Annotated in this window: 18 protein-coding genes; 13 read left to right on the top strand and 5 right to left on the bottom strand. The window is 74.7% G+C overall.

What is annotated here, in order from left to right:
• Positions 1-53: 53 nt before the first annotated feature.
• Positions 54-1,547, top strand: coding sequence for an MFS transporter (locus RM780_RS10410; protein WP_311630319.1), 1,494 nt, complete (start codon positions 54-56; stop codon positions 1,545-1,547).
• 410 nt (positions 1,548-1,957) lie between these two features.
• Here RM780_RS10410 and RM780_RS10405 read toward each other — a convergent pair whose 3' ends face one another.
• On the bottom strand, positions 1,958-3,097 hold the full coding sequence (locus RM780_RS10405) for a PP2C family protein-serine/threonine phosphatase (RefSeq protein WP_311630318.1): 1,140 nt from the start codon (positions 3,095-3,097) through the stop codon (positions 1,958-1,960).
• A gap of 194 nt (positions 3,098-3,291) precedes the next feature.
• On the opposite strand from RM780_RS10405, the gene RM780_RS10400 reads away from it, so the two are divergent.
• Together RM780_RS10400 and RM780_RS10395 are read left to right on the top strand one after the other, a co-directional pair.
• On the top strand, positions 3,292-4,260 hold the full coding sequence (locus RM780_RS10400; RefSeq protein WP_311630317.1) for an endonuclease/exonuclease/phosphatase family protein: 969 nt from the start codon (positions 3,292-3,294) through the stop codon (positions 4,258-4,260).
• Between the two features lie 199 nt (positions 4,261-4,459).
• The gene (locus RM780_RS10395; RefSeq protein ID WP_311630316.1) at positions 4,460-4,741 is read left to right on the top strand and encodes a hypothetical protein; all 282 of its coding nucleotides are present in this window, start codon (positions 4,460-4,462) and stop codon (positions 4,739-4,741) included.
• 67 nt (positions 4,742-4,808) lie between these two features.
• On the opposite strand, the gene RM780_RS10390 is transcribed toward RM780_RS10395, so the two are convergent.
• Both RM780_RS10390 and RM780_RS10385 read right to left on the bottom strand, forming a co-directional pair.
• A complete protein-coding gene (locus tag RM780_RS10390) occupies positions 4,809-6,056 on the bottom strand; it encodes a lipase family protein (RefSeq protein WP_311630315.1) in 1,248 nt (415 codons plus the stop codon).
• Positions 6,057-6,412: 356 nt separating this feature from the next.
• Entirely contained in the window at positions 6,413-8,461 is a 2,049-nt protein-coding gene (locus RM780_RS10385) for an AfsR/SARP family transcriptional regulator (protein ID WP_311630314.1), read from the bottom strand.
• 324 nt (positions 8,462-8,785) lie between these two features.
• Between RM780_RS10385 and RM780_RS10380 the strand changes: the two genes are divergently transcribed.
• From RM780_RS10380 to RM780_RS10345, 8 genes are all read left to right on the top strand, one after another.
• Positions 8,786-9,805, top strand: a complete 1,020-nt coding sequence (locus RM780_RS10380; RefSeq protein WP_311630313.1) for an AfsA-related hotdog domain-containing protein — start codon at positions 8,786-8,788, stop codon at positions 9,803-9,805.
• Positions 9,802-10,572, top strand: a complete 771-nt coding sequence (locus RM780_RS10375) for an HAD family hydrolase (RefSeq protein WP_311630312.1) — start codon at positions 9,802-9,804, stop codon at positions 10,570-10,572. Before RM780_RS10380 ends, RM780_RS10375 begins: the two co-directional genes overlap by 4 nt.
• Positions 10,569-12,242 (top strand): FAD-dependent monooxygenase, encoded by a 1,674-nt coding sequence (locus RM780_RS10370; RefSeq protein ID WP_311630311.1) that lies wholly within the window; start codon positions 10,569-10,571, stop codon positions 12,240-12,242. Before RM780_RS10375 ends, RM780_RS10370 begins: the two co-directional genes overlap by 4 nt.
• A complete protein-coding gene (locus tag RM780_RS10365) occupies positions 12,242-14,584 on the top strand; it encodes an MMPL family transporter (RefSeq protein WP_311630310.1) in 2,343 nt (780 codons plus the stop codon). The genes RM780_RS10370 and RM780_RS10365 overlap by 1 nt, the downstream gene beginning before the upstream one ends.
• Positions 14,581-15,648, top strand: coding sequence for an NAD-dependent epimerase/dehydratase family protein (locus tag RM780_RS10360; protein ID WP_311630309.1), 1,068 nt, complete (start codon positions 14,581-14,583; stop codon positions 15,646-15,648). Before RM780_RS10365 ends, RM780_RS10360 begins: the two co-directional genes overlap by 4 nt.
• A gap of 229 nt (positions 15,649-15,877) precedes the next feature.
• Complete coding sequence (locus RM780_RS10355) at positions 15,878-17,035, top strand: alpha/beta hydrolase (protein ID WP_311630308.1); 1,158 nt, start codon at positions 15,878-15,880, stop codon at positions 17,033-17,035.
• 129 nt (positions 17,036-17,164) lie between these two features.
• Positions 17,165-19,408 (top strand): MMPL family transporter, encoded by a 2,244-nt coding sequence (locus RM780_RS10350; RefSeq protein ID WP_311630307.1) that lies wholly within the window; start codon positions 17,165-17,167, stop codon positions 19,406-19,408.
• A 123-nt stretch (positions 19,409-19,531) separates the two neighbouring features.
• A complete protein-coding gene (locus RM780_RS10345; RefSeq protein ID WP_311630306.1) occupies positions 19,532-20,761 on the top strand; it encodes a helix-turn-helix domain-containing protein in 1,230 nt (409 codons plus the stop codon).
• A 12-nt stretch (positions 20,762-20,773) separates the two neighbouring features.
• On the opposite strand, the gene RM780_RS10340 is transcribed toward RM780_RS10345, so the two are convergent.
• Positions 20,774-21,208: a hypothetical protein gene (locus RM780_RS10340; RefSeq protein WP_311630305.1), complete on the bottom strand. Its 435-nt coding sequence runs from the start codon at positions 21,206-21,208 to the stop codon at positions 20,774-20,776.
• Between the two features lie 68 nt (positions 21,209-21,276).
• Entirely contained in the window at positions 21,277-22,476 is a 1,200-nt protein-coding gene (locus RM780_RS10335) for a macrolide family glycosyltransferase (RefSeq protein WP_311630304.1), read from the bottom strand.
• 108 nt (positions 22,477-22,584) lie between these two features.
• Between RM780_RS10335 and RM780_RS10330 the strand changes: the two genes are divergently transcribed.
• Both RM780_RS10330 and RM780_RS10325 read left to right on the top strand, forming a co-directional pair.
• Positions 22,585-22,902, top strand: a complete 318-nt coding sequence (locus RM780_RS10330; protein WP_311630303.1) for a type II toxin-antitoxin system Phd/YefM family antitoxin — start codon at positions 22,585-22,587, stop codon at positions 22,900-22,902.
• Positions 22,899-23,303 (top strand): type II toxin-antitoxin system VapC family toxin, encoded by a 405-nt coding sequence (locus tag RM780_RS10325; RefSeq protein WP_311630302.1) that lies wholly within the window; start codon positions 22,899-22,901, stop codon positions 23,301-23,303. Before RM780_RS10330 ends, RM780_RS10325 begins: the two co-directional genes overlap by 4 nt.
• Positions 23,304-23,320 lie beyond the last annotated feature (17 nt).

The raw sequence follows: 23,320 nt of genomic DNA, 5'->3' as shown, positions 1-23,320 counted from the left end.
GGGAACCAACTCTGACCTGCGTCAGAGCCGCCACCACCTGAGGGGAAGCCGTCATGTCCGCACGCGGTTGGGGGATGCTGCTCGTGCTCTGCGGAGCCATCTTCCTGGAGGGGATCGACGTGGCCATGCTGAACGTGGCCCTCCCGTCGATCCGTTCCGATCTCGGCCTGGCCACCGGAGAATTGCAGTGGGTGATGAGCGCCTACGTCCTCGGCTACGGCGGCTTCATGCTGCTGGGCGGCCGGGCGGCCGACCTGTTCGGGCGGCGCCGGATGTTCCTGACCTGGCTCGGGGTCTTCCTCCTCTTCTCCGGCCTGGGCGGGCTGGCCACCGAGGGCTGGATGCTGATCGCCGCGCGCTTCGTGACGGGCGTGTCCGCGGCGTTCATGACCCCGGCAGGGCTGTCGATCATCACCACCCGCTTCCCCGAGGGCCCGCAGCGCAACCGGGCGCTGCTCATCTACTCGGGCACGGCGGCCGGCGGCTTCTCGCTCGGCCTGGTGATCGGCGGGCTGCTGGCCTCGATCAGCTGGCGCTGGGTCTTCTTCGCGCCGGTCGTCCTCTCCTTCCTCATCCTCATCAGCGCGCTGGCGCTCATCCCGCGCGCGGAGCACGACCGCGAGCCGGACCGCGAGCCGACGGAGACCGGGCGCTCCCGGGCCGGCCGGGTGGACGTGGCCGGCGCGGTGCTGGTGACCGGCGCGATCCTGCTGCTGGTGCTGGCCGTGGAGCGGGCGGCGCACGCGAGCGCCGGGCGCACGGCCGCGACGCTCGCGGCGGGGTTCGCGCTGGTGGGCGCGTTCGTCCTGGTGGAACGCCGGGCCGCGGCGCCGCTGGTCCGGCTGGGCATCCTGCGGTCGGCCGCGCTGGTGCGGGCCAACCTCGCCGGGCTGCTGCTGGCCGCCGCCTTCTTCGGCTTCCAGTTCGTCGCCGTCCTCTACCTCCAGGAGCTGCGCGGCTGGTCCACGATGGAGACGAGCCTGGCGATGCTGGTGCTCGGCATCGACGCGGTGCTCGCGCCGCTGCTCACGCCCCGGCTGGTGGAGCGCTTCGGCGGCACGCGGGTCATCCTGGGCGGGCTGCTGATAGCGGCGCTGGCCTACGCGCTGTTCCTGCCGGTGGGCACGGACACGGTCTACCTGGCGATGTTCCCGACGATGCTGCTGGTGGGCGTGTCCTTCGCCTTGGCCTACGGGCCGCTGACGATCGCGGCCACGGACGGGATCGACGAGTCGGAGCAGGGGCTGGCCGGCGGCCTCCTCTACACCAGCTTCCAGTTCGGCGCGGCGCTCGGCCTCTCCCTGGCCACGGCCGTCAACGTCGCGGTCGCCGGCGAGGACTCCGGCCACGGCCCCACCCCCGCCCTCCTCGACGGCTTCCAGGCGGCCCTCCTGGTCCCCCTGATCGCGGCCCTCCTGGCGGCGGCGGTGATGGCGACGGGCCTGCGGCGCGCCGCGCGCGGCGGGAGCGTGCACGGCGCGACGCGCCTTGCGGGCGACGCCCCGGCGGACGCGGCGGCGCCCGCGACGGCGGGGCCGGCCCGCTGACGGCCGCGTCCGCCGGGCGGTGCCCGACGCGCCGCCCCGGCTGGGCAAGCAGCCTCGGCGGCGCCCGCCCCCGACGCCCGGCCTCCCCGCCGAGCGCCGGGGGCCCCGCGCAGGCGCCCGGGCCGCCCGGGCCGCCCGGGCGACGCTCCCCGGAACCCGCCCCAGGCCAGACGCGCAGCCCCGCGCGGCGGGCACGCGCAACCCGCCCCGTTCCCCCGGGCCCGCCGCAGGCGAGAGACGTCCGCGGCCGGGCCCCTCGGCCCCGCAGCCCGCGCCCGGCGCAGCCGAGCACACAGAATCCGCGCGCAGCGCCGAGAGCCCGCCGCGGGCGAGACGGCCAGCCCCGCGCGGCCGAGCGCCTGGCGCGGAAGGCGGCGCGTTCCCCCCGGCCCGCCCCGATCAAGGCCCGGCTAGGGCCCCCGCACCCCCGTCGACGGGTGGCGGAGGGCCGTTTCCGCCTCCGGGACCGGGTGGTAGACGTCGAGGAGGGCCATGTCGTCCTTCAGGCGGCCCTGGGTGTGGGCGACCACGTCGTTCACCAGGTGGTCGACCAGGGCCGTCGGGCCGGGGAAGATGTGGCCCTCCAGGCAGCGGACCGGGTCGAAGAAGGTGCCCTCCGGGTCGCGGGCCTCGCTCACCCCGTCCGTGTAGAGGAAGAGGTGGCTGCCGCTGGGAAAGTCCGCGGTGAACAGCAGTTCGGGCCCCGGCACCAGGTCCCCCAGCCCCAGCGGCAGCGCCGCCTGCCGCCCGCTGAGGAAACGCGCCTCCCCGCCCGGCCCCAGCAGCACCGGCGGCGGGTGCCCGCGGTTGATCAGCCGCAGGCGGGTGGGCGCGCCGTCCGGGACCTCCATCAGCACGGCCGTGGTGAAGCCCTCGACCGGGTCCAGGTTGTCGCGGGAACGCCGCTCCCTGACCAGGGCCTCCTCCATGCGGGTGGCCACCCGCTCCAGATCCACCTCCTGCTGGGCCGCCTCGCGGAACGCCCCCAGCAGCACCGCGACCGCCTCCGTGGCCGTCAGGCCCTTGCCGCGCACGTCCCCGACCACGGCCCGCACGCCGTGCGGCGTCTCGCGCACCGCGTAGAGGTCCCCGCCGACCAGCGTGTCCCGCTGCGCCGCCCGGTAGCGCGCCGCGACCCGCAGCGTGCCCGCGCGGTCGGGCGGCTCGGGCACGACGGCGCGCTGCACGGTCTCGGCCACGTTCTGCGCCGAGGCGATGCGCTCGTCCCGGTGGGCGACGAGGCGGTTGATGACCAGGGCGAGCAGCGAGATCAGCACCACGGTCCCGGTCCGCAGCCCCCCCTCCTCCCACGAGACCCCCATCCGCCAGGGCAGGTGGAAGACGACGGCGGCGACGGCCGCCAGCCCGTACAGGGCGGTGGCGCGCAGCGACAGCACGGGCGCGGACAGCAGCGGCGCGGCCACGTACAGCGGGGTCAGCGAGATGTTCGAGCTGATGAAGAGGTCCACGACGAACCCGGAGACGATCAGCAGCGCGGGCACCAGCGGATAGGCACGCCCGCCCGGCCACCACTCCGCTGATCTGCGCACGCTCCCAATCTGCCGCCGCCCCGGCGCCGCTGCGAGTCGATCATGGCCCTCCCCCAGCTACCGCTGGGAGGCGCCCCCAACCGGGCGTTCGACTGCCGTTCGACCGCAGGCCCCCCGGGCCTCCCGGGGCCCACACCGCGCGCCCGGAGAGTGGCCGGCGAGCACGGACGGGCGGACGACGCGAGGAGGAGCCGGTGGGAAGCGGAAACGAGCAGGGCGAGGGCCGCGGGGTCTCGCGGCGGGGCGTGGTGCTGGGAACGGCCGGGGCGGGCGCGGCCGGGCTGCTGGCCGGCGGCGGGACGGCGCGGGCCGCGACCCGGGCGGCGCCCCGGGCCGAGGGAACGGCGGAGCCCGTGATCGGCCGGGCCACGGGCGACCGGCTGCACGTGGTCTCCTTCAACATCCGCTACGACGCGGGGGCAGCGCCCGGCTCCCCCGACTCCTGGAGCGACCGGCGGCCGGTGCTGGCGGCGTTCCTGGAGACGGAGCGCCCGACCGTGCTGGGCGTGCAGGAGGCCCTGTACCACCAGGTGCGGCAGGTGGAGGCGGACCTGCCGGCCGGGTACGCGTGGATCGGCCTGGGCCGGGAGGGCGGCGGCCGGGGCGAGTTCATGTCGGTGTACTACGACGCGCGGCGCCTGGAGCCGCTGGACTTCGACCACTTCTGGCTCTCGGACACGCCTGCCCTCATCGGCTCGGCCACCTGGGGGAATCGGGTGGTGCGGATGACCACCTGGGTGCGGTTCCTCGACCGCCGCACGGGCCGGGAATTCGCACACGTGAACACTCACCTGGACCATCAGTCGGAGAACTCCCGGCAGCGCGGCGCGGCCCTGATCCGGGAGCGGATCGCGGCCTTCGACCCGGCCCTGCCGGTCGTGCTGACCGGCGACTTCAACACCCCGGCCGAGACCTCCGAGTCCTACCGCATCCTCACCGAGGGCGGCCTGGCCGACACCTGGCTGACCGGAGAGCGGCGGACCCCGTCCTGGGGGACGTTCCCCAACTACCGCGACCCGGTGGAGGGCGGCACCCGGATCGACTGGTTGCTGGCGAACCGGCACGTGCGGGTGGGCCCGGTGGCCATCAATCCCTTCCGGACCGACGGCCGTTACCCCTCCGACCACGTGCCGGTGCAGGCGCTTCTCCGGCTGGCGGGCTGACCGCCCGGCGCGTGACCGGAGGCACCTCCCAGCGGTAGCTGGGGACGGCCGCCGATTCGCGACCGTGACGAGGCTGTGACGTGCGGGGCCTCCCCGGCCGACGCGTGGCTGGTGCACCGTGGACCCATGGCGTTCCCGGACGCGCCGCACGCGGCGGGCGCGGCGGGGACGAGGAAGCGGGCAGGGGGACGGTGAGGTCATGATCGCGGTGCTGTGCGCGGTGGGGGCGCTGGGGCTGGGCCTGCTGGTGCTGGCGTGGCTGGGGCTGCTGGCCGGCCGCCCGGGCGCCCGCTCGGGCCAAGGGACGCGCTCTCAGGCCCGCGCCCGGGGCGAGCGCCGGTCCTCGGGCGGCTGGTCCTCGGGCGGCTGGGGTGACACCGGCGGCTGGGGTGACTCGGGCACCGGCGGCTGGGGCGGAAACGACGGCGGCGGGGGCGGCGACGGCGGAGGCGGGGGCGGCTGCGGGGGCGGCGGAGGCTGACGGCCGCGCGCGGGGGTCGCGCGGCCGTCAGCCTCGACGCCCTCAGTAACGCTTTGGGGTAACGCCCTCAGAAACGCCCGCAGTTGCTGCCCGCCCGCTCCCCGGCGAAGCGGTCCGCGAGCCAGTCGGCGGAGTGGAAGTGCGCCGAAAGCCCGGCCGTGACATGGGAGAAGAGCGGGATCAGCGAGAAGATGTTGCGGAACTCGACCTGTTCGGCGCCCGCCGCGCACCAGTCGCGGGCCATCTGGCGGCCCTGGCCGTAGGGGACGATGTCGTCGTTGCGGGCGTGCTCCACCAGGACCGGCACCTCGGGCGCGATGTTCCCGATGCGCACCTGGTCCATCACCGAGGCGAAGGGCTCCTCGTCGGTGTACTCCGCGACCGGGCGGCCGTCCCGCGTCAGCGAGCTGGTGCGGGTGAAGGCGAAGGCGGTCATCGCCTCCCCGGCGCACACCGTGCGGGCCCGCTCGAAGAACTCCCGGCCCCGGTCGTTGGCCAGGCCGAGGATGTCCAGCTCGGGGTAGGCCTGGTTGAGCCCGATCAGCGCGTAGCCCAGGAAGCCCACGGCATACTGGCCGTCCAGGGACTCGGCGATGACGGACAGGTCGGCGGGCACCGCGCCGGCGTAGACGCCGCGCACGTCCAGCTCGGGAGCGTAGTCGGCGGCGAGTTCGGCCGCCGCGGCGGCGGCGTTGCCGCCCTCGGAGTAGCCGGTGATGCCGACCGGGCCGTCGGGGGCCAGGCCGGTGCCGGGCAGCCGCTGGGCGGCACGCAGGCTGTCGAGGACGGAGTGGGCCTGCGCCTCGCGGATGACGTAGGTGTGGTCGCCGGGGGTGCCCAGGCCCTGGTAGTCGGTCTGGACGACGGCGAACCCGCGGTCCAGCAGGGGCCGCAGCAGCAGGTCGGAGTACGACTTGGAGGGGGCGCAGTCGTCGCCGACCCCGGCGGTGCCGGGCGCGTAGGCGACGACGGGGCGCTCGCCGGGGCCGTCCCACCGGGTCTCGGGGACCACGACCAGGCCGGTGACGGCGGTGGGCTCGCCGTGCGCGTCGCGGCTGAGGTACATCACGCGCGTCACCTGGGCGTTGCCGGACTCCACCGGCTCGGTCCTGATGACGTCGCCGTCCTCGCCCTCGGGCAGCGGGGAGGGCGGAGCGTAGAAGTCGCCGCTCCACTCGCCGGGGTCCTCGGCCATCACGCGCACGTCCCTGGCCGGGTTCCCCGCGCTGGCGGACCAGGGAGAGACGGCCAGCAGGGTGATGCCGAACGCCAGCGCGAGGACGCAGGCGATCAGGCGGTTGACGGAGATCAGCACGGCCGCTCTCCCCTATCCGCTCGTCTTTGAGCATCGTTGACAGCACGAGACCCGGACATGCTGGGAGCACGGCCGAGGACATGTCAACGATCCGGACACAAGTCGCGCACGCCACACACAGCGCGCGGACTCCCGCACGCGGGCGAGTGCGTGCTGCCGCGATGGGCTCGCCGCCCGGGCAGCCGCCACGGTCAACGCCCCGGGCCGGGCGCCCGGCCCGACCGCCCGGCCCCGGCGTTCGGTGCAACGCCAAGGGCTGGGCGCGGGGTAACGTCCGTGGCCGGGTGGCGGGTTGGACCTGGCGGTCCGGGACGGCCGCTCGGGCGGGGCGCCCCGCAGGGGGCGCCCCGCCCGGGTCAGACGGGCGTGGCCGCCGTCGCGCAGGCGCCGATGGCGAGGGCGGCGAGCGGGCCGCCGCCCGTGGCGTCGTTGTCCGTGCCGAGGCTCCGCAGGTCGGGCAGCGGTGCCTCGAACAGCGGGGTCATCCGCAGCGACCAGGTGGTCAACCGGCGTTGCGCGGCCTCGCGTTGAGTTAACGAGTCCTCCGCCTGCGCGCGCTGCCTGGCGTATTCGCGCAGCAGCTCGTGCGGGAAGCGGTAGCCTCCGGGGCCGTCGGGCTCCAGGAGGGTGGCCGCCACGAGGGTGTCGAGCAGCCGTTCTGCCTCCTCCAAGGAGCATTCGCCCAGCGCCGCCGCACCGCCGCGGGTCACGCGGTGGCCGTTCAGCAGGCCGAGCAGGCGCAGCATGCGCTGGGCCGGCGGCAGGAGGTTCTGGTAGGAGAGGTCGAGCGAGGCTGCCACCGAGTGGTGGTCCTCGCCGGGGATGCGCGCTCCGGCCAGGGGGCCCTCCGCGGCCAGCCGGCCGGCGATGGCCTCCAGGGACTCGGAGCCGACGGCCGCGCCGGCCGCCACCAGCCGCAGGGCGAGCGGGAGATGCCCGCACAGGCGGGCCACCCGCGCGGCGGCGGCCGGCCCGACGGCGTCGGGCCCGAGCATGGTGCGCAGCAGCTCCTCGGCCTCGCGCGGGGTGAGCACCGGCAGCGCCAGGCGGCGGGCGCCCTCGCGGGCGACCAGTCCGGTGAGGCGCCGGCGGCTGGTGATGAGGACCGCGCAGCCGCGCGAGCCCGGAAGAAGAGGACGGACCTGATCGGCGTGGGCGGCGTTGTCCAGCACGATCAGCACGCGCCTCTTGGCTAACAGGGAGCGGAAAAGGCCCGAGCGCTCCCGGGTGTCGGCCGGGACGCGGTCGGCGGGGACGCCGAGCGCGCGCAGGAACCGGCCCAGGATCTCGCCCGGGGTGGCCGGGCCCTGCGGGTCGAAGCAGCGCAGGTCAGCGAAGAGCTGCCCGTCGGGGTAGTCGTCCGCGACCAGGTGGCCGCAGTGCACCACGAGGGCGGTCTTGCCGACGCCAGCGGTGCCCTCCACCACCACCAAGGGGGTGGTCCCGCCCGCCCGCAGCAGCCCCCCGATCCGCCGCACCTCCTCGGCGCGGCCCGTGAACCCATGGGCTTCGTGCGGGAGTTGAGCGGGCACGCCCGCGTGGGCCGGGGCCTCGTGAGCCAGGCCGTGCGCGGACGCGGGGACCGGCAGCGGCGCGTGCACCGCGGGCCGGGAGGCGACCGGCGCCGGGACTGCGGAGGCCCCCGGGGTGCCGCGGGCCGGGCCGGATCGCTCCCGGCCGCCGCCGCGCCGCGTGCGCTCGTCGGCGCCGCGCTGGTCCGCGGCGCGCGGCGCGCCGCCGGAAAGGATCTCCTGGTGGGCGGCGCGCAGTTCGCGGCCCGGGTCCGTGCCGTACTCCTCGGCGAGCCGGGAGCGGATGCGGGCGTAGACCTCCATCGCCTCGATCTGGCGGCCCGACTGGGCCAGGGCGCGCATCAGCAGGCCGTGCAGCCGCTCCCGGTGCGGGTGTTCGGCCGCGAGCCGGACCAGCTCGGGGACGTTCTCGGGCCCCCGGCCCAGCAGGAGGCGCAGCGTGTACAGCTCCTCCAGCGCGATGAGCTGCTGCTCGGTGAGGCGGTCGCGCTCCAGCTCGATGCCGGGACCCCCGGTGCCCTCGGCGAGCGGCCCCCGCCACAGCGCGGTCGCGCGGGCCAGGGCCACCGAGGCCCCGGCCGTGTCGCCGTTCCCCCGCGAGGCGCGCGCCTCCGCGAGCAAACGCTCGAATTCCCACAGGTCGAATCCGCCGCGCGGGTCGATGGCGTACCCGCCGGCGGTGAGCGTGATAGGTGCGCTTCCGGGCAGGCAGCGCCGCAGCCCGGAGACGTACTTCTGTACGAGATTGATCGAATGTGCCGGGGCCCCCTCACCCCAGACGGCCATGATGATCCGCTCCGGCGAAACGGGGCGCGGGGCGCGCAGCAACAGCGCTGCCAGCACCGCGCGTTGGCGCGGCGGCCCCAGGGGCACCTCGACGTGCCCCTCCCTCGCTCTCAGCGGACCAAGTACCTCAAATCTCACCTCGTTGCCTGTCACGACAACCCCCGTTCTCGCTCACAAGGCATCCGAATGGTCACTTCGGGTATGTCCCGTGCTCCGTGTGGAGCATAGGCGACCGAACCATCAAATGTGCGTACGTTACGTGGTGTTCATTGTCTCCTTGGTGAACTTCTTGCCTTCCGGACGCCTTCAGCGTTCCTTCCAGTTCCCGGTCAGCGAGCAACGGCATCGTCACCCACAGAACACATGAGCTGAACGCACGAGCCCCGAAGGACCTGAAGGAGAGCACAGGCCATGACCCTGCCCATGGAACTCCCCTCGGCCACCTCCCGCGACCGCCTCCGCTTCGACGCCACCGTCTCGCGCGCCCTGGTCCACCGGGCCTCGGTCGCGGAGGTGTTCATCACCGACTCGGTCGCGGCGGCCACCAACGGCATCGGCAGACGCGACGCCGCGTTCGAGGTCGCGGCCCAGCTGCCGCGCGGCCACCTCATCGGCGAGCACGCCCCCGCCTACGACTTCCTGCTGATCGTGGAGGTGCTGCGCCAGGCCGGCGTTTTCGTCGCCCACCAGCACCTGGACGTCGAGCTGGACACGGCGTTCATCTTCAAGACCCTCAGCTACCGGGTCATCTCGCTGGAGGCCATGCGCATCGGCCCCCGCCCCGGCGAGGCCGTCATCAGCATGGAGGTCAACGCCGACCGCAACCGCGCCGGACGGGTCCTCGGCTTCGAGTTCACCGGCACCCTGAGCATCGACGGCGTGCCCGCCCTGGAGGGCTCGGGCGCCCTGACCTTCGTCAGCAAGCGGGCGTTCGGCATGCTGCGTGCCAAGGGCCGCGAGCGGGTGGAGACGGCGACGCCCGGCTCGGCGCTCGTCTCCCGCCTGGCCCGCTCCGCCCCGGCCACCCTCGGCCGGCGCGACCCGCGCAACGTCGTCATCACCGAGCCCACCGTCGCCCCCTCCGGCGCGGCGCTGGCCCGCCTGGTGGTGGACACCGGCCACCCGCACCTGTTCGACCACAAGCTGGACCACGTGCCCGGCAACCTCCAGTTGGAGGGCGCCCGCCAGATCGCGGTGGCGGCCGTGGCCCGGCTGCACGGCCTCTACCCCGAGCAGCTCGTGATCACCGCGCTGAAGGGCGACTTCACCGAGTTCGCCGAGCTGGACCTGTCCACGTCCGTGCACGCGCAGGTGGACGGGGTGCGGCACGCCAAGGACCTGGGGATGCTGTCCGTGCCCGTCGAGGTCCGCATGGAGCAGAGCGGCTCGGTCGTCAGCCGGGTCACCGTGGAGGTGGCCCAGTGGGCGTGATCCCGCCCGGTGCCCCGATCACCACGCTCGTCGTGGACTACGGCGGCGTGCTGACCAACCCGCTGCTGGAGACCTACCAGTCCTTCGCCGAGGACACCGGCATCCCGCTGGAGACGATCGCCGCCGCCTTCGCCGCGGCGACCGAGCGCCACGGGGCCACGCCCATGGCCGACCTGGAGACGGGGGCCATCTCCGAGGAGGCGATGGTCGCCCGGATCGCGGCCGAGCTCCCGCCCGAGGTCAAGGGGGCCGGCTCCGCGGCGGAGCTGCTGGGCGGACGGCCCTTCGGCGAGCTGTGGTTCCGCGGGCGCACGGCCAACCCGGAGATGGTGGCGCTGCTGCGCGTCGTCCGGGCCACCGGCCGCCCCGTGGCCCTGCTGACCAACAACGTCCTTGAGTGGCGGCCCCGTTGGCGCGCCACCCTGCCCGTCGATGAGCTGTTCGACCTCGTGGTCGACTCCTCCGAGGAGGGCGTGCGCAAGCCGGACCCGGAGATCTACCGCCGCCTGCTGACGCGGCTGGGCGCCGACCCCGGCCGTTGCCTCTTCGTGGACGACACCGCCGAGAACCTCGGCCCGGCCGCAGAACTCGGCATGCACACCCTGCTGTTCCACAACTCCGCGCAGGCCGTCAAGGACGTCGCCGTGCGGCTGGACCTCGACCCGGCCGCCGTGGAGGCCGCCCTCCACGCGCAGGCAGACCCGCAGACCGGCCCACAGGCCGGCCCGCCGCAAGCCCCGAAAGACCCGAAGGAGTCCGGGCGATGACCACTGAGCATTCCGCCGACGGCCACGCCGTGCTGATCGCCGGCGCCGGGCCCACCGGCCTGACCGCCGCCTGCACGCTGCTCCAGCAGGGCGTTCCCGTGCGGGTGGTGGACCGGCGCTCGGGCCCGGCCACCGCGCCCAAGGCGATCGTGCTGTGGAGCGGGGCCCTTGAGGTGCTGGACCGTCTGGAGGTCGCCGGGCCGCTGACCGAGCGGGCCCTGGCCCTGGCCGGCGCCTCCTACTGGTCGCGCGGCCGGCGACTCGCCGCCGTCCGCTTCGGCGGCCTGCCCAACACCCGCTTCCCCGGCCCGGTCTGCGCGCCGCAGCCCGTCACCGAGGAGCTGCTCTACCAGCGGCTGCTCCAGCTCGGCGGCGACGTCGCGTGGAACACCGAGGTCCGCGAGGTGGCCTCGGGCGCCGACGGCGTCACCGTCGCCCTGGCCCCGCGCGACGGCGGCGAGATCACCGCCGAGCGCGCCGACTGGCTGATCGCGGCCGACGGCATGCACTCCACCGTCCGCGGCACGCTCGGCGACGTCGCCTTCGAAGGCGCCACCTACGGGCGGGACTTCCTCCTCGGGGACGTCGTCCTGGACGCCGCGGGCGGCAGCGCCCTGCCCGAGCGCGAGGCGCAGTACCACCTCACGCCCGACGGGGTCCTGGTCGTCGTGCAGCTCCCCGGCGGCGGCCACCGCGTCTTCTTCGACCAGGCCGCGGGCACCCGCACCGACACCCCCGACCTGGCCGAGCTCCAGGGCCTGCTGGACGCGCGCGGCCCCGGCCAGTGGCGCATCCGCGACCTGTGGTGGAGCAGCCGCTTCCAGGTGCACACCAAGGTCGCCTCCGCCTTCCGCTCCGGCCGCGTCTTCCTGGCCGGCGACGCCGCCCACGTGCACTCCCCGGCCGGCGGCCAGGGCCTGAACACCGGCGTTCAGGACGGCTACGACATCGGCTGGAAGCTGGCCGCCGTCGTCCGCGGCGCCGACGCGGCCCTGCTGGACTCCTACCAGGCCGAGCGCCGCCCCACCGCCGTGCGCGCCGTGGCCAACGCCGACCGGCAGACCAAGCTGTGGCTGGTGCGCAACCCGCTGGTGCGCCGCCTGCGCGACCTGCTGCTGGGCCGCCTCTCCCGCTCGGGCGCCCTGGAGCGCCGCCTGATCCCGGAACTCGCCCAGATCGACCTGGACCTGAGCGCCTCCCCGGCCGTGGTCGACGCCATGGACAGCGCCCCGGGCGCCGACGCCGCCGCCCGCCCCGGCCGCCGCCTGACCGACGCCGTGATCGACGCCGTTCACGGCACCAAGGCCGCCACCCTGCACGGCTACGTCGCCTCCGGCCGCCACACCGTGCTGGTCTTCGACGACGGCTCCGCGGGCGACGGCCCGGCGCGGGCCGCCGAGGAGGCCAGGGCCCGCCTCGACCGCGCCCTCGCCGACGTGCTGCTGGTGCGCGCCCACCGCCTGGGCCGCCCCGCGCCCGCCGCGCCCGGCTACGACGTGGCGGAGCTGGCCGCCTCCGAGAACGCCCGCCCCGCCCAGGCCGTGTACGTGCGGCCCGACGGCATGACCGGCGCCCGCGTTCCCGTGGACGGCTCCGCCGGGATCGGCGCCTTCCTCGCCGGCGTCCCGGCGGCGCACGCGCCGTCCCGCGACCTGCCGGGGACGCGGTGATGGCACGGGCCGCCCGAAGGCACGACGACACCCGGGCCCAACGCCGCGCCCGGTGGCCGAAGTTCGTCCTCTTCTTCGCCGCCCTCTTCCTGGTGGACGCGGTGCTCGTCGGCGGCGACGTGGCCGACCGGCTGCTCAGCGGCGGCACCGAGGACCCCTCCTCCGCCTCCGCGCGGGCCACCGAGGTGCTGGAGGAGCACTTCCCCGTCAGCCAGCCGAACCTGGTGCTGCTCGTGGAGGCCCGCGGCGGCGGCTCGGTGGACGACCGGGAGGTCGCCGCGGAGGGCATCGCCCTGGCCGAGCGCCTGGCGTTCGAACCCGACGTCTCCGGCGTCACCTCCTACTGGCAGACAGGCGCCGACCAGCTTCGTTCCGACGACAGCAGGCACGCGTTGATCCTCGCCCACCTGGACGGCGACGAGGACCTGACCTCCGCCACGCTGGAGCGCATCGCGCCGGGCCTGCGCGGAACGCCCGAGGGCACCGAGCACGTCCAGGTGCGGATCGGCGGCAGCGTCGCCGTGCTGGACTCGGTGCAGTCCACCATCGAGGAGGACCTGCTCACCGCCGAGCTGATCGCCCTCCCGCTGACCCTGCTCATCCTCTTCCTCGTCTTCGGCGGCGTGGTCGCCGCGCTGCTGCCGCTGGGCGTCGGCATCGTCGCCATCCTGGGGACGAACGCCGTGCTGCGGGTGATCACCGAGTTCGCCGACGTCTCGGTCTTCGCACAGAACCTCACCACCGCACTCGGGCTGGGCCTGGCCATCGACTACGCCCTGCTCATCGTGCGCCGCTACCGCGAGGAGCTGGCGCGCGGCTCGGCCGTGGCCGAGGCCGTGGCCACCACCGTCCGCACCGCCGGGCGCGCGGTGATCTTCTCCGCGCTGACCGTGGCCGTTTCCCTGTCCGCGATGCTGGTCTTCCCGCAGTACTTCCTGCGGTCCTTCGCCTACGCCGGGATCGCGGTGGTGCTGCTGGCCGCCGCGGCGGCCCTGGTGGTGCTGCCCGCGCTGCTGATGGTGCTGGGCCCGCGGGTGGACGCGCTGTCGCTGCGGCGCGGGCGCCGTGCTCCGGCAACGCCCGGGGCCGGCGCGGACGCGGGCGGCGCGGTGTGGCGGCGGATCGCCTCCGCCTCCGTGGGCCGCGCCCCGCTGTTCGCGCTGGGCACCACCGTCCTGCTGATCATCGTCGGACTGCCGTTCCTGCGCGTGGAGTTCGGCACCACCGACGACCGGCAGCTCCCCTCGGGCGCCGAGCCGAGCGTCGCCCAGGAGATCATCCGCGAGGGCTTCGAGAGCAGCGCCACGGCCACCGTCGAGGTCGTCGCCCGCTCCGCCGACCCCTCCCGCGAGGCCGACGCCACCGCGCTGGCCGACTACGCCGGCCGGCTGTCCGTGCTGCCCGGCGTCTCCTACGTGGACACGCCCGTGGGCACCTGGGAGGACGGCGAGCTGCTGGTCTCCCCGACGCCCGCGCACGCGATGCGCACCACCGCCGGGATGAGCCACGTCTCGGTGGTCCCCGAGTCCGGCATCGAGGTCGGCACCCCCGAGGCGGCCGTCATCCTCTCGGGCGCCCGCGACCTGGCCGGCCAGGAGCGTTTCGCCGGCTTCGACGCGCTGGTGGGCGGCTCGGAGGCCGAACTCCAGGACAGCAAGGACGCGATCTCCTCCCGCCTGGGCTGGGCCGCGCTGATCATCGTCGGCGCCTCGCTGCTGCTGATGTTCCTGCTGACGGGCAGCGTGCTGCTGCCGGTGATGTCCGTGGTGCTCAACGCCCTGAGCCTGACGGCCATGTTCGGCGTGGTGGTCTGGGTCTTCCAGGACGGCAACCTCTCCGGGTTCCTCGGCTTCACCGCCACCGGCACCATCGAAGTCACCCTGCCCGTCCTGATGTTCTGCGTCGCCTTCGGCCTGTCCATGGACTACGGCGTCTTCCTCCTCTCCCGGATCACCGAGGAGCACCGGCGCGGCGCCGACCGGCGCGAGGCGATCGTCGCGGGCGTCCAGCGCACCGGCGGGGTCATCACCGCCGCCGCGCTGATCCTCTCCGTCGTCCTCGTGGCCATCGGCACCTCCCGCATCACCAACACCAAGATGCTGGGCCTGGGCGTCGCGCTGGCCGTGATCGTGGACTCCACCGTGGTGCGCGGCCTGCTGGTCCCGGCCGTGATGCGGCTCGGCGGCGCGGCCACCTGGTGGGCCCCGGGCCCGCTGCGGCGCTTCCAGGAGCGTTTCGGGCTGCGCGAGGAGGCCGAGATTCCCCCCGGGCCTCCCCCCGGCGCCGGGCGGGCGGCCCCCGTCCGCCCCGCACCGGAACCCGTCCTGGAGGAAGCCCCGTGACCACCCCCGCCACCGGCCCCGGCCCTGTCCAACGCCCCGCCCTGGCCCGCGTCCTCGTCACCGGCGCGACCGGCCTGCTCGGCTCGGCCGTCGTCGGGGTCCTGCTCGCGGAGGGCAGCGAGGTGACGGCCCTGGTCCGCGACCCGGACAAGGCCCGCCGCCTCCTGCCCGCCCACGAGCGCCTGACCCTGCACACCGGCGACGTCAACGACCCGGGCAGCTACCGCCCGGCGCTGCCCGGCGCGGACGCGGTGATCCACACCGCGGCCTACTTCCGCGAGTACTACCAGCCGGAGGCCGACCTGGGCCTGCTGCACCGCACCAACGTGGAGGCCGTCACCGCCCTGCTCGGCGAGGCCGTGGCGGCGGGCGTTCCCGCGGTCGTGCAGACCAGCTCGATCAACACCGTCTCCGGGGGCACCGATCAGGAACCGGCCGACGAGTCGGCGCCGCCGCCCGGGGACTGGGAGCGCAACGCCTACCGCGCCAGCAAGATCCGCGCGGAGCGGGCCATCCGGGAGTTCTGCCGCGAACACCCGTCCGTGCGCGTGCCGTTGGTGCTGCCCGGCTGGATGTGGGGTCCCGGCGACGCCGGCCCCACCTCCGCCGGGCGGCTCTTCCTGACCGTGGCCCGGGGCGAGTTGCGGGCCGTTCCGCGCGCCGGGAACCACGTGGTGGACGCCCGGGACGTGGCCTTCGCGTGCGTGCGGGCGGCCGAGAAGGGCGAGAGCCTGCGCCGCTACATCGTGGCCGGCCGCTTCCAGCGGCTGGCGGGCACCCTGGCCGGCGTCGCCGAGGCCACGGGCACCCGCGCGCCCCGGGAGATCCCGGCCGCCGCGGCGCTGACGTTCGCCACGATCCTCCAGACCGCGGCCCGGCTGCGCGGCAAGCCGCCGGTGGCCACCCGGGAAGGCGTCCGCACGCTGCTCGACGGCAACCGCATGCGCCTGACCTCCGCCCGCGCCGAGGCCGAACTCGGCGTCGCCTTCCGCCCCTTGACCGATACCTTCGCCGACGAGGCCGCCTGGTACGCCGACGCCGGGCTGCTGACCGCCGACGCCTGACCGGGCCGGCCCGGCCCCCGCGCCGGGCGCCCGCCGCCGCGCGGGCCGACCGCGCGGACCGCAGTGACCGCATGGACCCGCGGACTCCCAGGACCGCCACGACACCCAGGACCGCATCACCACCGCGCCGCCCCGGCGGACCCCACGCACCGCGACCGACCGCACGCCACCGCATACATCCGGGCCGGACAGGCCATCGCGCCCGGAACCGACGAAAGGGCCGACTCCCATGCCATCCCCTGCCCGCCGCAGGTCCGCCAGATCCCTGGTCCTGGCCTCCGTCGCGGCGCTCCTCGCCCTCACCCCGGCGTACTGGGCGCTCGCCGCCGGGTCCGACCCGGCCACCGCCGGGGCCGGGTCCCCCGCCGGGACCCGCGTGGAGGTGGACGCCGAGGCCGCCGCCGAGGACACCCGCGCCCGGCTGGCCGCGGCCGACATCGTCGACCTGCCCGTGTCGTTCACCGTGGTCAACCAGAACCGCACCCTGGCGGCCTGCGCGGTGGACGGCGAGACCTACACCATCCGCGGCCACCTCACCGCCCCCGCCGACGTGCTCGAAGCCGCCGCGGACGGCGAGGAGAGGGCCATCACCCTCTACGAGCACGGCATCGCGGCCGGCGAGTGGTACTGGCGCCTGGACGCCGAGGGCTACCACCACGCCGAGGAGCTGGCCCGCCGCGGCCACGCCTCGCTGACCATCGACCGCCTCGGCTACGACTCCAGCGACCAGCCCAACGGCAACGGCTCCTGCATCGGCGGCCAGGCCGACATGGCCCAGCAGATCGTCGACCAACTGCGCGAGGGCTCCTACGAGATCGAGGGCGGGGAGACCTACGCCTTCGACCGGGTCTTCCTCGCCGGGCAGTCCAACGGCGGCCAGGTCGTCCAGATAGCGGCATACTCCTTCCAGGACGTGGACGGCCTGGTCATCATGGACTGGACCGACCTCGGTCTCACGCCGCAGGCCAACGCCCGCTTCTTCACCTCGCTCCAGACCTGCCTGCGCGGCGGCGAGGACGGCTACGCCTACTACGACCTGGGATCGGAGGAGTTCGCCACCGGTAACTTCAACGACACCGATCCCACCGTCCTGGAGCTGGCCGTTCCCCACCAGAACCGCCACCCCTGCGGCGACATGGTCTCCCAGCTCGGCGGCGTGCTGATGGACACCCAGCGCATCCAGGACATCGACGTGCCCGTGCTCTTCCTCTACGGCGAGGAGGACGCCCGGGTCACCGGCGGCGAGGAGCACCGGGCCCTGTTCACGGGCACGGACGACACCGAGATCCTCGAAGTCCCCGACGCCGGGCACTACATGGGCCTGGAACGCCAGGCGCCGCTCGTGCACGAGACGCTCGCCGACTGGCTGGACCGCCACGGCGGATGAGCGTCCGCCACCCGCACCACCAGCAGTGATCCCCCGGGGCGCTCCACCTGCCCCGGGGGATCTCCCCACGTCAGCACCCATCTGACGCCCCGACACCCGCCGACCCCACGAATCCGGGAGTAACGCCCTATGTCCGCAACCCCGCCACCGCTGCGCAGGCTCGGCATAGTCGCCGCGCAACGACGGCGAGCCGTCCTCATCGCCGGCGCGGTCCTCTTCCTCCTCGCCGCCGTCTTCGGCGCCGGGGCCCAGGAGTCCCTCTCGCTCTCGCGCTTCGAGGCGCCCGGCTCGGAGTCGGACACCGCCGAGGACATCCTGCGCGAGGAATTCGGCGACGGCAGCCCCAACTTCCTCCTGCTGGTCACGGCCAGAGAGGGGACCGTGGACGAGGCGGCGGTGGCGGAGGAGGGCCGCCGGCTGACGGAGGAGCTGGCGGACAGACCGATGGTCACCACCGTCGGCAGCTACTGGACTCGGGACGAAGCCCCCACCCTGGTGAGCGAGGACCGCACCCAGGCCCTCGTGGTGGCCTGGCTCTCCGGGGACGTCACCGAGGTCCGCACCGAACTCATCGACATATCCGAGGACTTCACCCGCACCACCGAGCTGGTCACCGTGGAGCCCGGCGGCCAGGACGAGATCTTCCGGCAGGTGAGCGAGGAGTCCCGGCGCGACTTCCTGCGCGCCGAGGCCGTCGTCATCCCGGCCGTGCTGCTGCTCCTGGTCTGGGCCTACCGGCGCTGGCCGGCGGCCGGACTCACCCTGGGCGTGGGCCTGTTCTCCGTGCTCGCGACGCTGGCGATCCTGCGCGCGCTGACGGCGTTCACCGACATCTCCACCTTCGCGGCCAACCTCGCCCTCGTGCTGGGACTCGGCCTGGGCATCGACTACAGCCTCTTCGTCATCGCCCGCTTCCGCGAGGAACGCGCCGCCGGGCGCGAGCAGTTGGCCGCCGCCACCCGGACCGTGGAGACGGCGGGGCGCACCGTTCTCTTCAGCGGGATCACCGTGGCCGCCTCGCTGGCCGCGCTGTTCGCCTTCCCCTTCCCCTTCCTCCAGTCCTTCGCCTGGGCCGGGATCGCCGTCGTGCTGACCGCGGCGTTCGGCGCCGTCGTCCTCCTGCCCGCCGCGCTCGCCGCCGTCGGGCAGCGCACCCTGCGCAAGAACCCGCCCCCGGCCGCCGCCGACCTCACCACCGGCCGCTGGTACCGGATCGCGCTGCGCGTGATGCGCCGCCCCCTGCTGTACGGCCTGCCCGTGCTGATCCTGCTGCTCGCCGTGGGCGCGCCCTTCCTCGGCGCCCGCTTCGGCCTGCCCGACGAGCGGGTCCTGCCCGCCGACGCCTCCTCGCGCATCACCCAGGAGCAGATCCGCGAGAACTTCCCCACCGAGGAGACCGACGCCCTGGAGATCGTCGCCTCCGGGGTCCCGGCCGCCGACCCCGCCTGGGAGGACTACGCGCTGCGGCTCTCGGAGGTCCCGGGCGTCTTCCGGGTGGAGTTCGAGACGGGCGCCTGGGCCGAGGGCGAGTACGTCGCCGGCCCGCTGACCGAGGTGGGGCGCTACGCCACCGACAGCGCCATCCGGATGTCCGTCACCGCCGACCGGGCCGCGCTCGACGGCGACATGACCCAGCTCGTGGAAGCGGTGAGGGCCGTCGATGCGCCCGCCGAGGTGTACGTCGGCGGCTTCCCCGCCGCGATGACCGACTTCCGCACGGCGCTTCTGGACCGCCTGCCGCTGGTGATCGGGATCATCCTCGTCGTCACCTTCGTCATCCTCTTCCTGATGACCGGCAGCGTCCTCATCCCCGCCAAGGCCACGGTCGCCAACGTCCTGAGCCTGACGGTGATGTTCGGCTCGCTCGTGTTCATCTTCCAGGAGGGCAACCTCTCGGGCCTGCTGGACTTCACGGCCTCGGGCCGGATGGAGCCGAGCATCCCCATCCTGATGTTCTGCATCGCCTACGGCCTGTCGATGGACTACGAGGTGTTCATCATGGCCCGCATCAAGGAGGAGTACGACCGCACCGGCGACAACACCACGGCCGTGGCCACCGGCATCCAGCGCAGCGCGCCGCTGATCACCGCCGCCGCCGGCATCCTGGCGCTGACCTTCGCCGCCTACGCCACCGGCCGCGTCGTCTTCCTCAAGGAACTGGGCATCGGCATGGCCCTGGCCGTCCTGGTCGACGCCCTGCTGATCCGCACGGTGCTGGTCCCGGCGTTCATGCGGCTGGCCGGGAACGCCAACTGGTGGGCGCCCGGTCCGCTGCGCCGCCTCCACGACCGCTTCGGCCTGAGCGAGACCGCCCCGGACGACGACCCCCCGGCTCCCGCGCCTTCCCCCGAACTGGCCACCCGCAAGGGCTGATTCCCCCACCCCGCCCCGCCCGCGACCCGGGCGGGGCGGGCCCGGCGGATCACGAGGAGTGACGCCGCGTTCACCGCTCTATGCTGAGGGGGTGTGACCCAGACCGCCAGGACGGGGACCCCCATGACCGAGCAGACCGACCCGCATCCCGGCGACCGGCTGCGGGACTTCCGGCAGCGGCTCGGGCTGACGCAGGAAGCGCTGGCCGAGCGCGCCCAGTTGAGCGTCGGCGTGGTCAAGAAGCTCGAACGCGGCGGCCAGGCCCGCATCGAGACGTACCACGCCCTGGCCCGCGCCCTGCGCATCCGCACCTCCCAGCTCTTCGAACCGGCGGGCCCCCCGCAGGACTTGCACGCGGACGACCACGCCATAGACCTCATGCCGCTGCGCCAGGCGGTCTCCCCACCCCTGTCGGTCACCGGCACGCTCCTCCGGGAGGACGGCGAGCCGCCGAATCTGCCGCACCTCGCGGGTGCGGCCCGCGCCCTCTCCGCGGCCTACGCCCGCGACGACTACGGCCGCGTGGCCGCAGTCCTCCCGGAGTTGGTGCGGTCGGCCCATGTCGCCGTGCTCCACTTCGACGACGGGCCGCCCGGCGAGGAAGCGCTGCGCATCCGCGCGGACGTATCGCAGATGGCCGGTCGCTATCTGACGCAGGTACGGGCGTACGATCTCGCGCACATGGCGCTGGCCGATGCCGTCCGCGATGCGGCACGGGCGGGCGACCGGATGCGCGCGGCGCTCGCGGTGAGCGCCCAGGGCTGGACCCTGCTCCGGCAAGGGCGGCTGGACGAGGCGGAGCGGATCACCCTGGCCGCCGCCGAGGCAGTGGAGCCCCGCATCTCGCGCGCCGCACCGGCCGAACTGGGCATCTGGGGACGGCTCCTGCGCCGCGCCTCGTCGGCCGCCGCACGCAACAACCGGCCCGAGGAGGCCGGTGAATACCTCACCCTCGCACGGACCGCCGCCACCGCCCTGCGGGGAAAGACCTCAGAACACCTCTACGGCTGGAACCACTTCAACGCGATGCGCGTGAGCCTCCAGGCGATCGAGAACCACATGGTCGGCGGCCGTCCCGAACGCGCCCTCGCCCTGACCGCCCGGCTCCCCGCCAACGCGGCGTCGCCCTCCACGAACTGGCGGCGGCACCGGCTCACCGTGGCCCAGGCCCACAGCCGGACGCGCGCCGGGGAGGAGTCCTTCCGCATCCTGTCAGAGCTGAAGGGCGAGGCCCCCGAATGGCTGAAGCACCAGCGCCTGGCCGGCGACATCTTCCGCGAGGCGCGCGGACAGCGCAAACGGCCGCTCACGGGCGAGCAGCGCGCCCTGGGGGACTTCCTCGGCGTGCCATGACGCCGCTGCCGCTCAGGGCGCCGCCTCCTTGGGCGCCACCGCGCGCCAGTGCCAGAAGGCCAGGCCCGCCGCGGACGTTGCCCAGACCAGGCCGAGCCAGCGGTAGGCGGCGAAGCCGGAGCAGTTGTGGACGGCGATGGCGCTGATCTCGGACAGGGCTGCGCAGTTGGACGGGGTGCCGACGACCGTCTGCACGGGCCAGCCCAGGGTCATCACGGCTATCAGCCCGCCCACCGCCCCGAACGCCCCGGCCGCCGCCCACCGCCCCCACCGGTCCCCGGCCTCCCGCGGCACGGGCCGGTAGAACGCCGCCATCTGGAGCGCCTGGGCCGTCCCCAGCGCCAGACACAGCCAGTCGAAGCGCCCGTCCCCGATCGACAGCGTGATCACCGTCGCCACCGCCGAGGACCACAACGCAGTCTGATCCGCCCGCACCCGCTCGGTCACACCCCCGGACGTTACCGCAGGTCAGAGCTCCAGGACGATCCTTCGTACGGGTGAGGGCGGGCGCCCGCTCAGCCCCGGGGAACGGCCGCCTCCAGCAGGTCCGCCGCGCGTTGCGTGCCGCCCTCCGTGGCGACGCGGGCGCGTTCCCCGGCGCAGCGGACGGCCGTGTCCGGGTCCTCGACCAGGGTGGTGACGGCCTCGCGGAGGACGTCGGGGGTGGCCTCCTCCGTCGGGACGTGGCGGGCGACGCCGAGGGCGGCCAGCATCTCGGCGTTGCCGAACTGGTCGGCGGCCTGCGGCACGCAGACCATCGGGGTCCCCGTGGCCAGCCCCTCCTGCGCGCCGCCCGCCCCCGCGTGCGTGATGAACGCGTCGGCGTGCCGCAGCACGGCGAGCTGCGGAATCCACGGGTGGACCTCGGCGTTCTCCGGGATCGGGCCCAGCGCGGCGGGGGTGAGGTGCCGGCCGTGCTGCAGGACGACGTACCAGTCGGGCAGCCCGCCGAACGCGTCGAGGCAGGCCCGGTAGAACGCCGGCTGCTTGGTGAACGTCGAGCCGAGCGAGACGACGAGAATCTTCCGCCCGGCCGCGGCGGCCGGCGGCTCCCAGGAGCCCTCGTGGGAGCGGTCCCCCTGGCAGGCCCCGACGAAGGTGTAACGCCCGGGGTCGACGCGGTCGGCGTGCGGCTGGAGCGCGCGGGGGATGAGGACCAGGCAGCGGTCGGGGCGGCCCATGAAGCGGTCGGGGTCCATGCCCTCCAGGCCGTTCTCGTCCAGCCAGGCGCGCCAGCGCGCGTAGTACGCCCGGCCGCGCTCGGAGCCCTTGATCTGCGCGACGAGCCCGGCGCCGACCTCCTCCTCGTACCCCTCCCAGGCGACCATCGCGGGCGAGAGCTGGACGATCGGCACGCCCCAGCGGTGGGCGAGCACACGCGCCGGGTAGGCGGCGATGTCGGCGAGGACCACGTCGGGGCGGTCGTTCCCGTACTGCGCGGCGAGCTGCGGCAGCGCCTGCACGGCGTCGTTCAGGAACGGCTCGACGTTGTCGATCAGTTCGGTGCCCCACGCGTCCGGATCGTCGTCCGTGGGCAGCACCGAGCGGTACACCTTCGCCTCCGCACCGGCGCCCCGCACCAGCTCCGGGAAGTCCTTCTCCCCCGGAATGGCATACGTGACCCGGTGCCCACGCCGCACCAGCTCCCGGATCACCTCCAGGCTGGGGTTGACGTGCCCGTGCGCGGCGATCGAGAACATGGCGAAGTGACTCATGGTGCTTTTTTCCGTCCGGTGGGCGGGGAGGTCCCCGGCACTGTAGTGCGTTTCCGAAAGCGACGCACGGTGGAGGCAGGCGACGCACGCAGCGGCTATCGTGGGGGCATGACCGACAGGGTGCCCGTCCGGCAGCTCCAGCAGCACGCCAGCGAGATCATCGCGCGGGTCAGCGCGGGCGAGCGCGTCGAGATCACGCGCAACGGGCGGCTGGTCGCCGTTCTGAGCCCGCCCGATCCGGAGCAGCGGGTGCGGGAGGACCTGATCCGCACCGGCGCGGTGGACGCGGAGAACGCCGAGGACGCGGAGCGGGCGGGCGGGCTCGCGGGGTGGACGCCGCGCACGCCCTCCGGGAAGGCCGGGGCCGGGGCCGCGGCCAGCCTCTCGGAGGTGCTGCTGCGGCTGCGCGAGGAAGAGGACCGTTGATCTATCTGGACTCGTGCGCCCTGGTCAAGCTGCTGGTCCCGGAGGCGGAAACGCCCGGCCTGCGCGCCTTCCTGTCGGCCAGGGCCGGCGAGGGCCACGTCACCTCCGCGCTCGCCAGGACGGAGATCGCCCGCACCCTGATCCGCGCGCGGGCCGCCCCCGAGACCGCGGAGGCCGCGGAGGACCTGCTCGACCGCGTGCTGCGCATCCGCGTCACCGAGGAGCTCCTGCGCGCGGCCGACCTGTTCCCGATGCCGCACCTGCGCAGCCTGGACGCCATCCACCTGGCCACGGCGGAGCAGTTGGAGGACGCCCTGACGGCCTTCGTCACCTACGACAAGCGGCTGGCCGCCGCGGCGGAGGAGCGCGGGCTGCCCGTCCTCGCGCCCGGCGCTCCCTGAGGGCGGGCCCGGCCCCC

It is taken from the genome of Streptomyces boetiae (assembly GCF_031845405.1).
GTDB lineage: Bacteria > Actinomycetota > Actinomycetes > Streptomycetales > Streptomycetaceae > Streptomyces > Streptomyces boetiae.
Note: the sequence above shows the minus strand (reverse complement) of the source record. Positions and strands in the feature narration are given on the sequence as shown.

Excerpts from the sequence above, each read along its gene's own strand:
- RM780_RS10365 (WP_311630310.1), top strand. The coding sequence starts at position 12,242 with ATGGCACGGGCCGCCCGAAGGCACGACGACACCCGGGCCCAACGCCGC.
- RM780_RS10330 (WP_311630303.1), top strand. The coding sequence starts at position 22,585 with ATGACCGACAGGGTGCCCGTCCGGCAGCTCCAGCAGCACGCCAGCGAG.
- RM780_RS10335 (WP_311630304.1), bottom strand. The coding sequence starts at position 22,476 with ATGAGTCACTTCGCCATGTTCTCGATCGCCGCGCACGGGCACGTCAAC.
- RM780_RS10355 (WP_311630308.1), top strand. The coding sequence starts at position 15,878 with ATGCCATCCCCTGCCCGCCGCAGGTCCGCCAGATCCCTGGTCCTGGCC.
- RM780_RS10370 (WP_311630311.1), top strand. The coding sequence starts at position 10,569 with ATGACCACTGAGCATTCCGCCGACGGCCACGCCGTGCTGATCGCCGGC.
- RM780_RS10395 (WP_311630316.1), top strand. The coding sequence starts at position 4,460 with ATGATCGCGGTGCTGTGCGCGGTGGGGGCGCTGGGGCTGGGCCTGCTG.
- RM780_RS10380 (WP_311630313.1), top strand. The coding sequence starts at position 8,786 with ATGACCCTGCCCATGGAACTCCCCTCGGCCACCTCCCGCGACCGCCTC.
- RM780_RS10345 (WP_311630306.1), top strand. The coding sequence starts at position 19,532 with ATGACCGAGCAGACCGACCCGCATCCCGGCGACCGGCTGCGGGACTTC.
- RM780_RS10350 (WP_311630307.1), top strand. The coding sequence starts at position 17,165 with ATGTCCGCAACCCCGCCACCGCTGCGCAGGCTCGGCATAGTCGCCGCG.
- RM780_RS10410 (WP_311630319.1), top strand. The coding sequence starts at position 54 with ATGTCCGCACGCGGTTGGGGGATGCTGCTCGTGCTCTGCGGAGCCATC.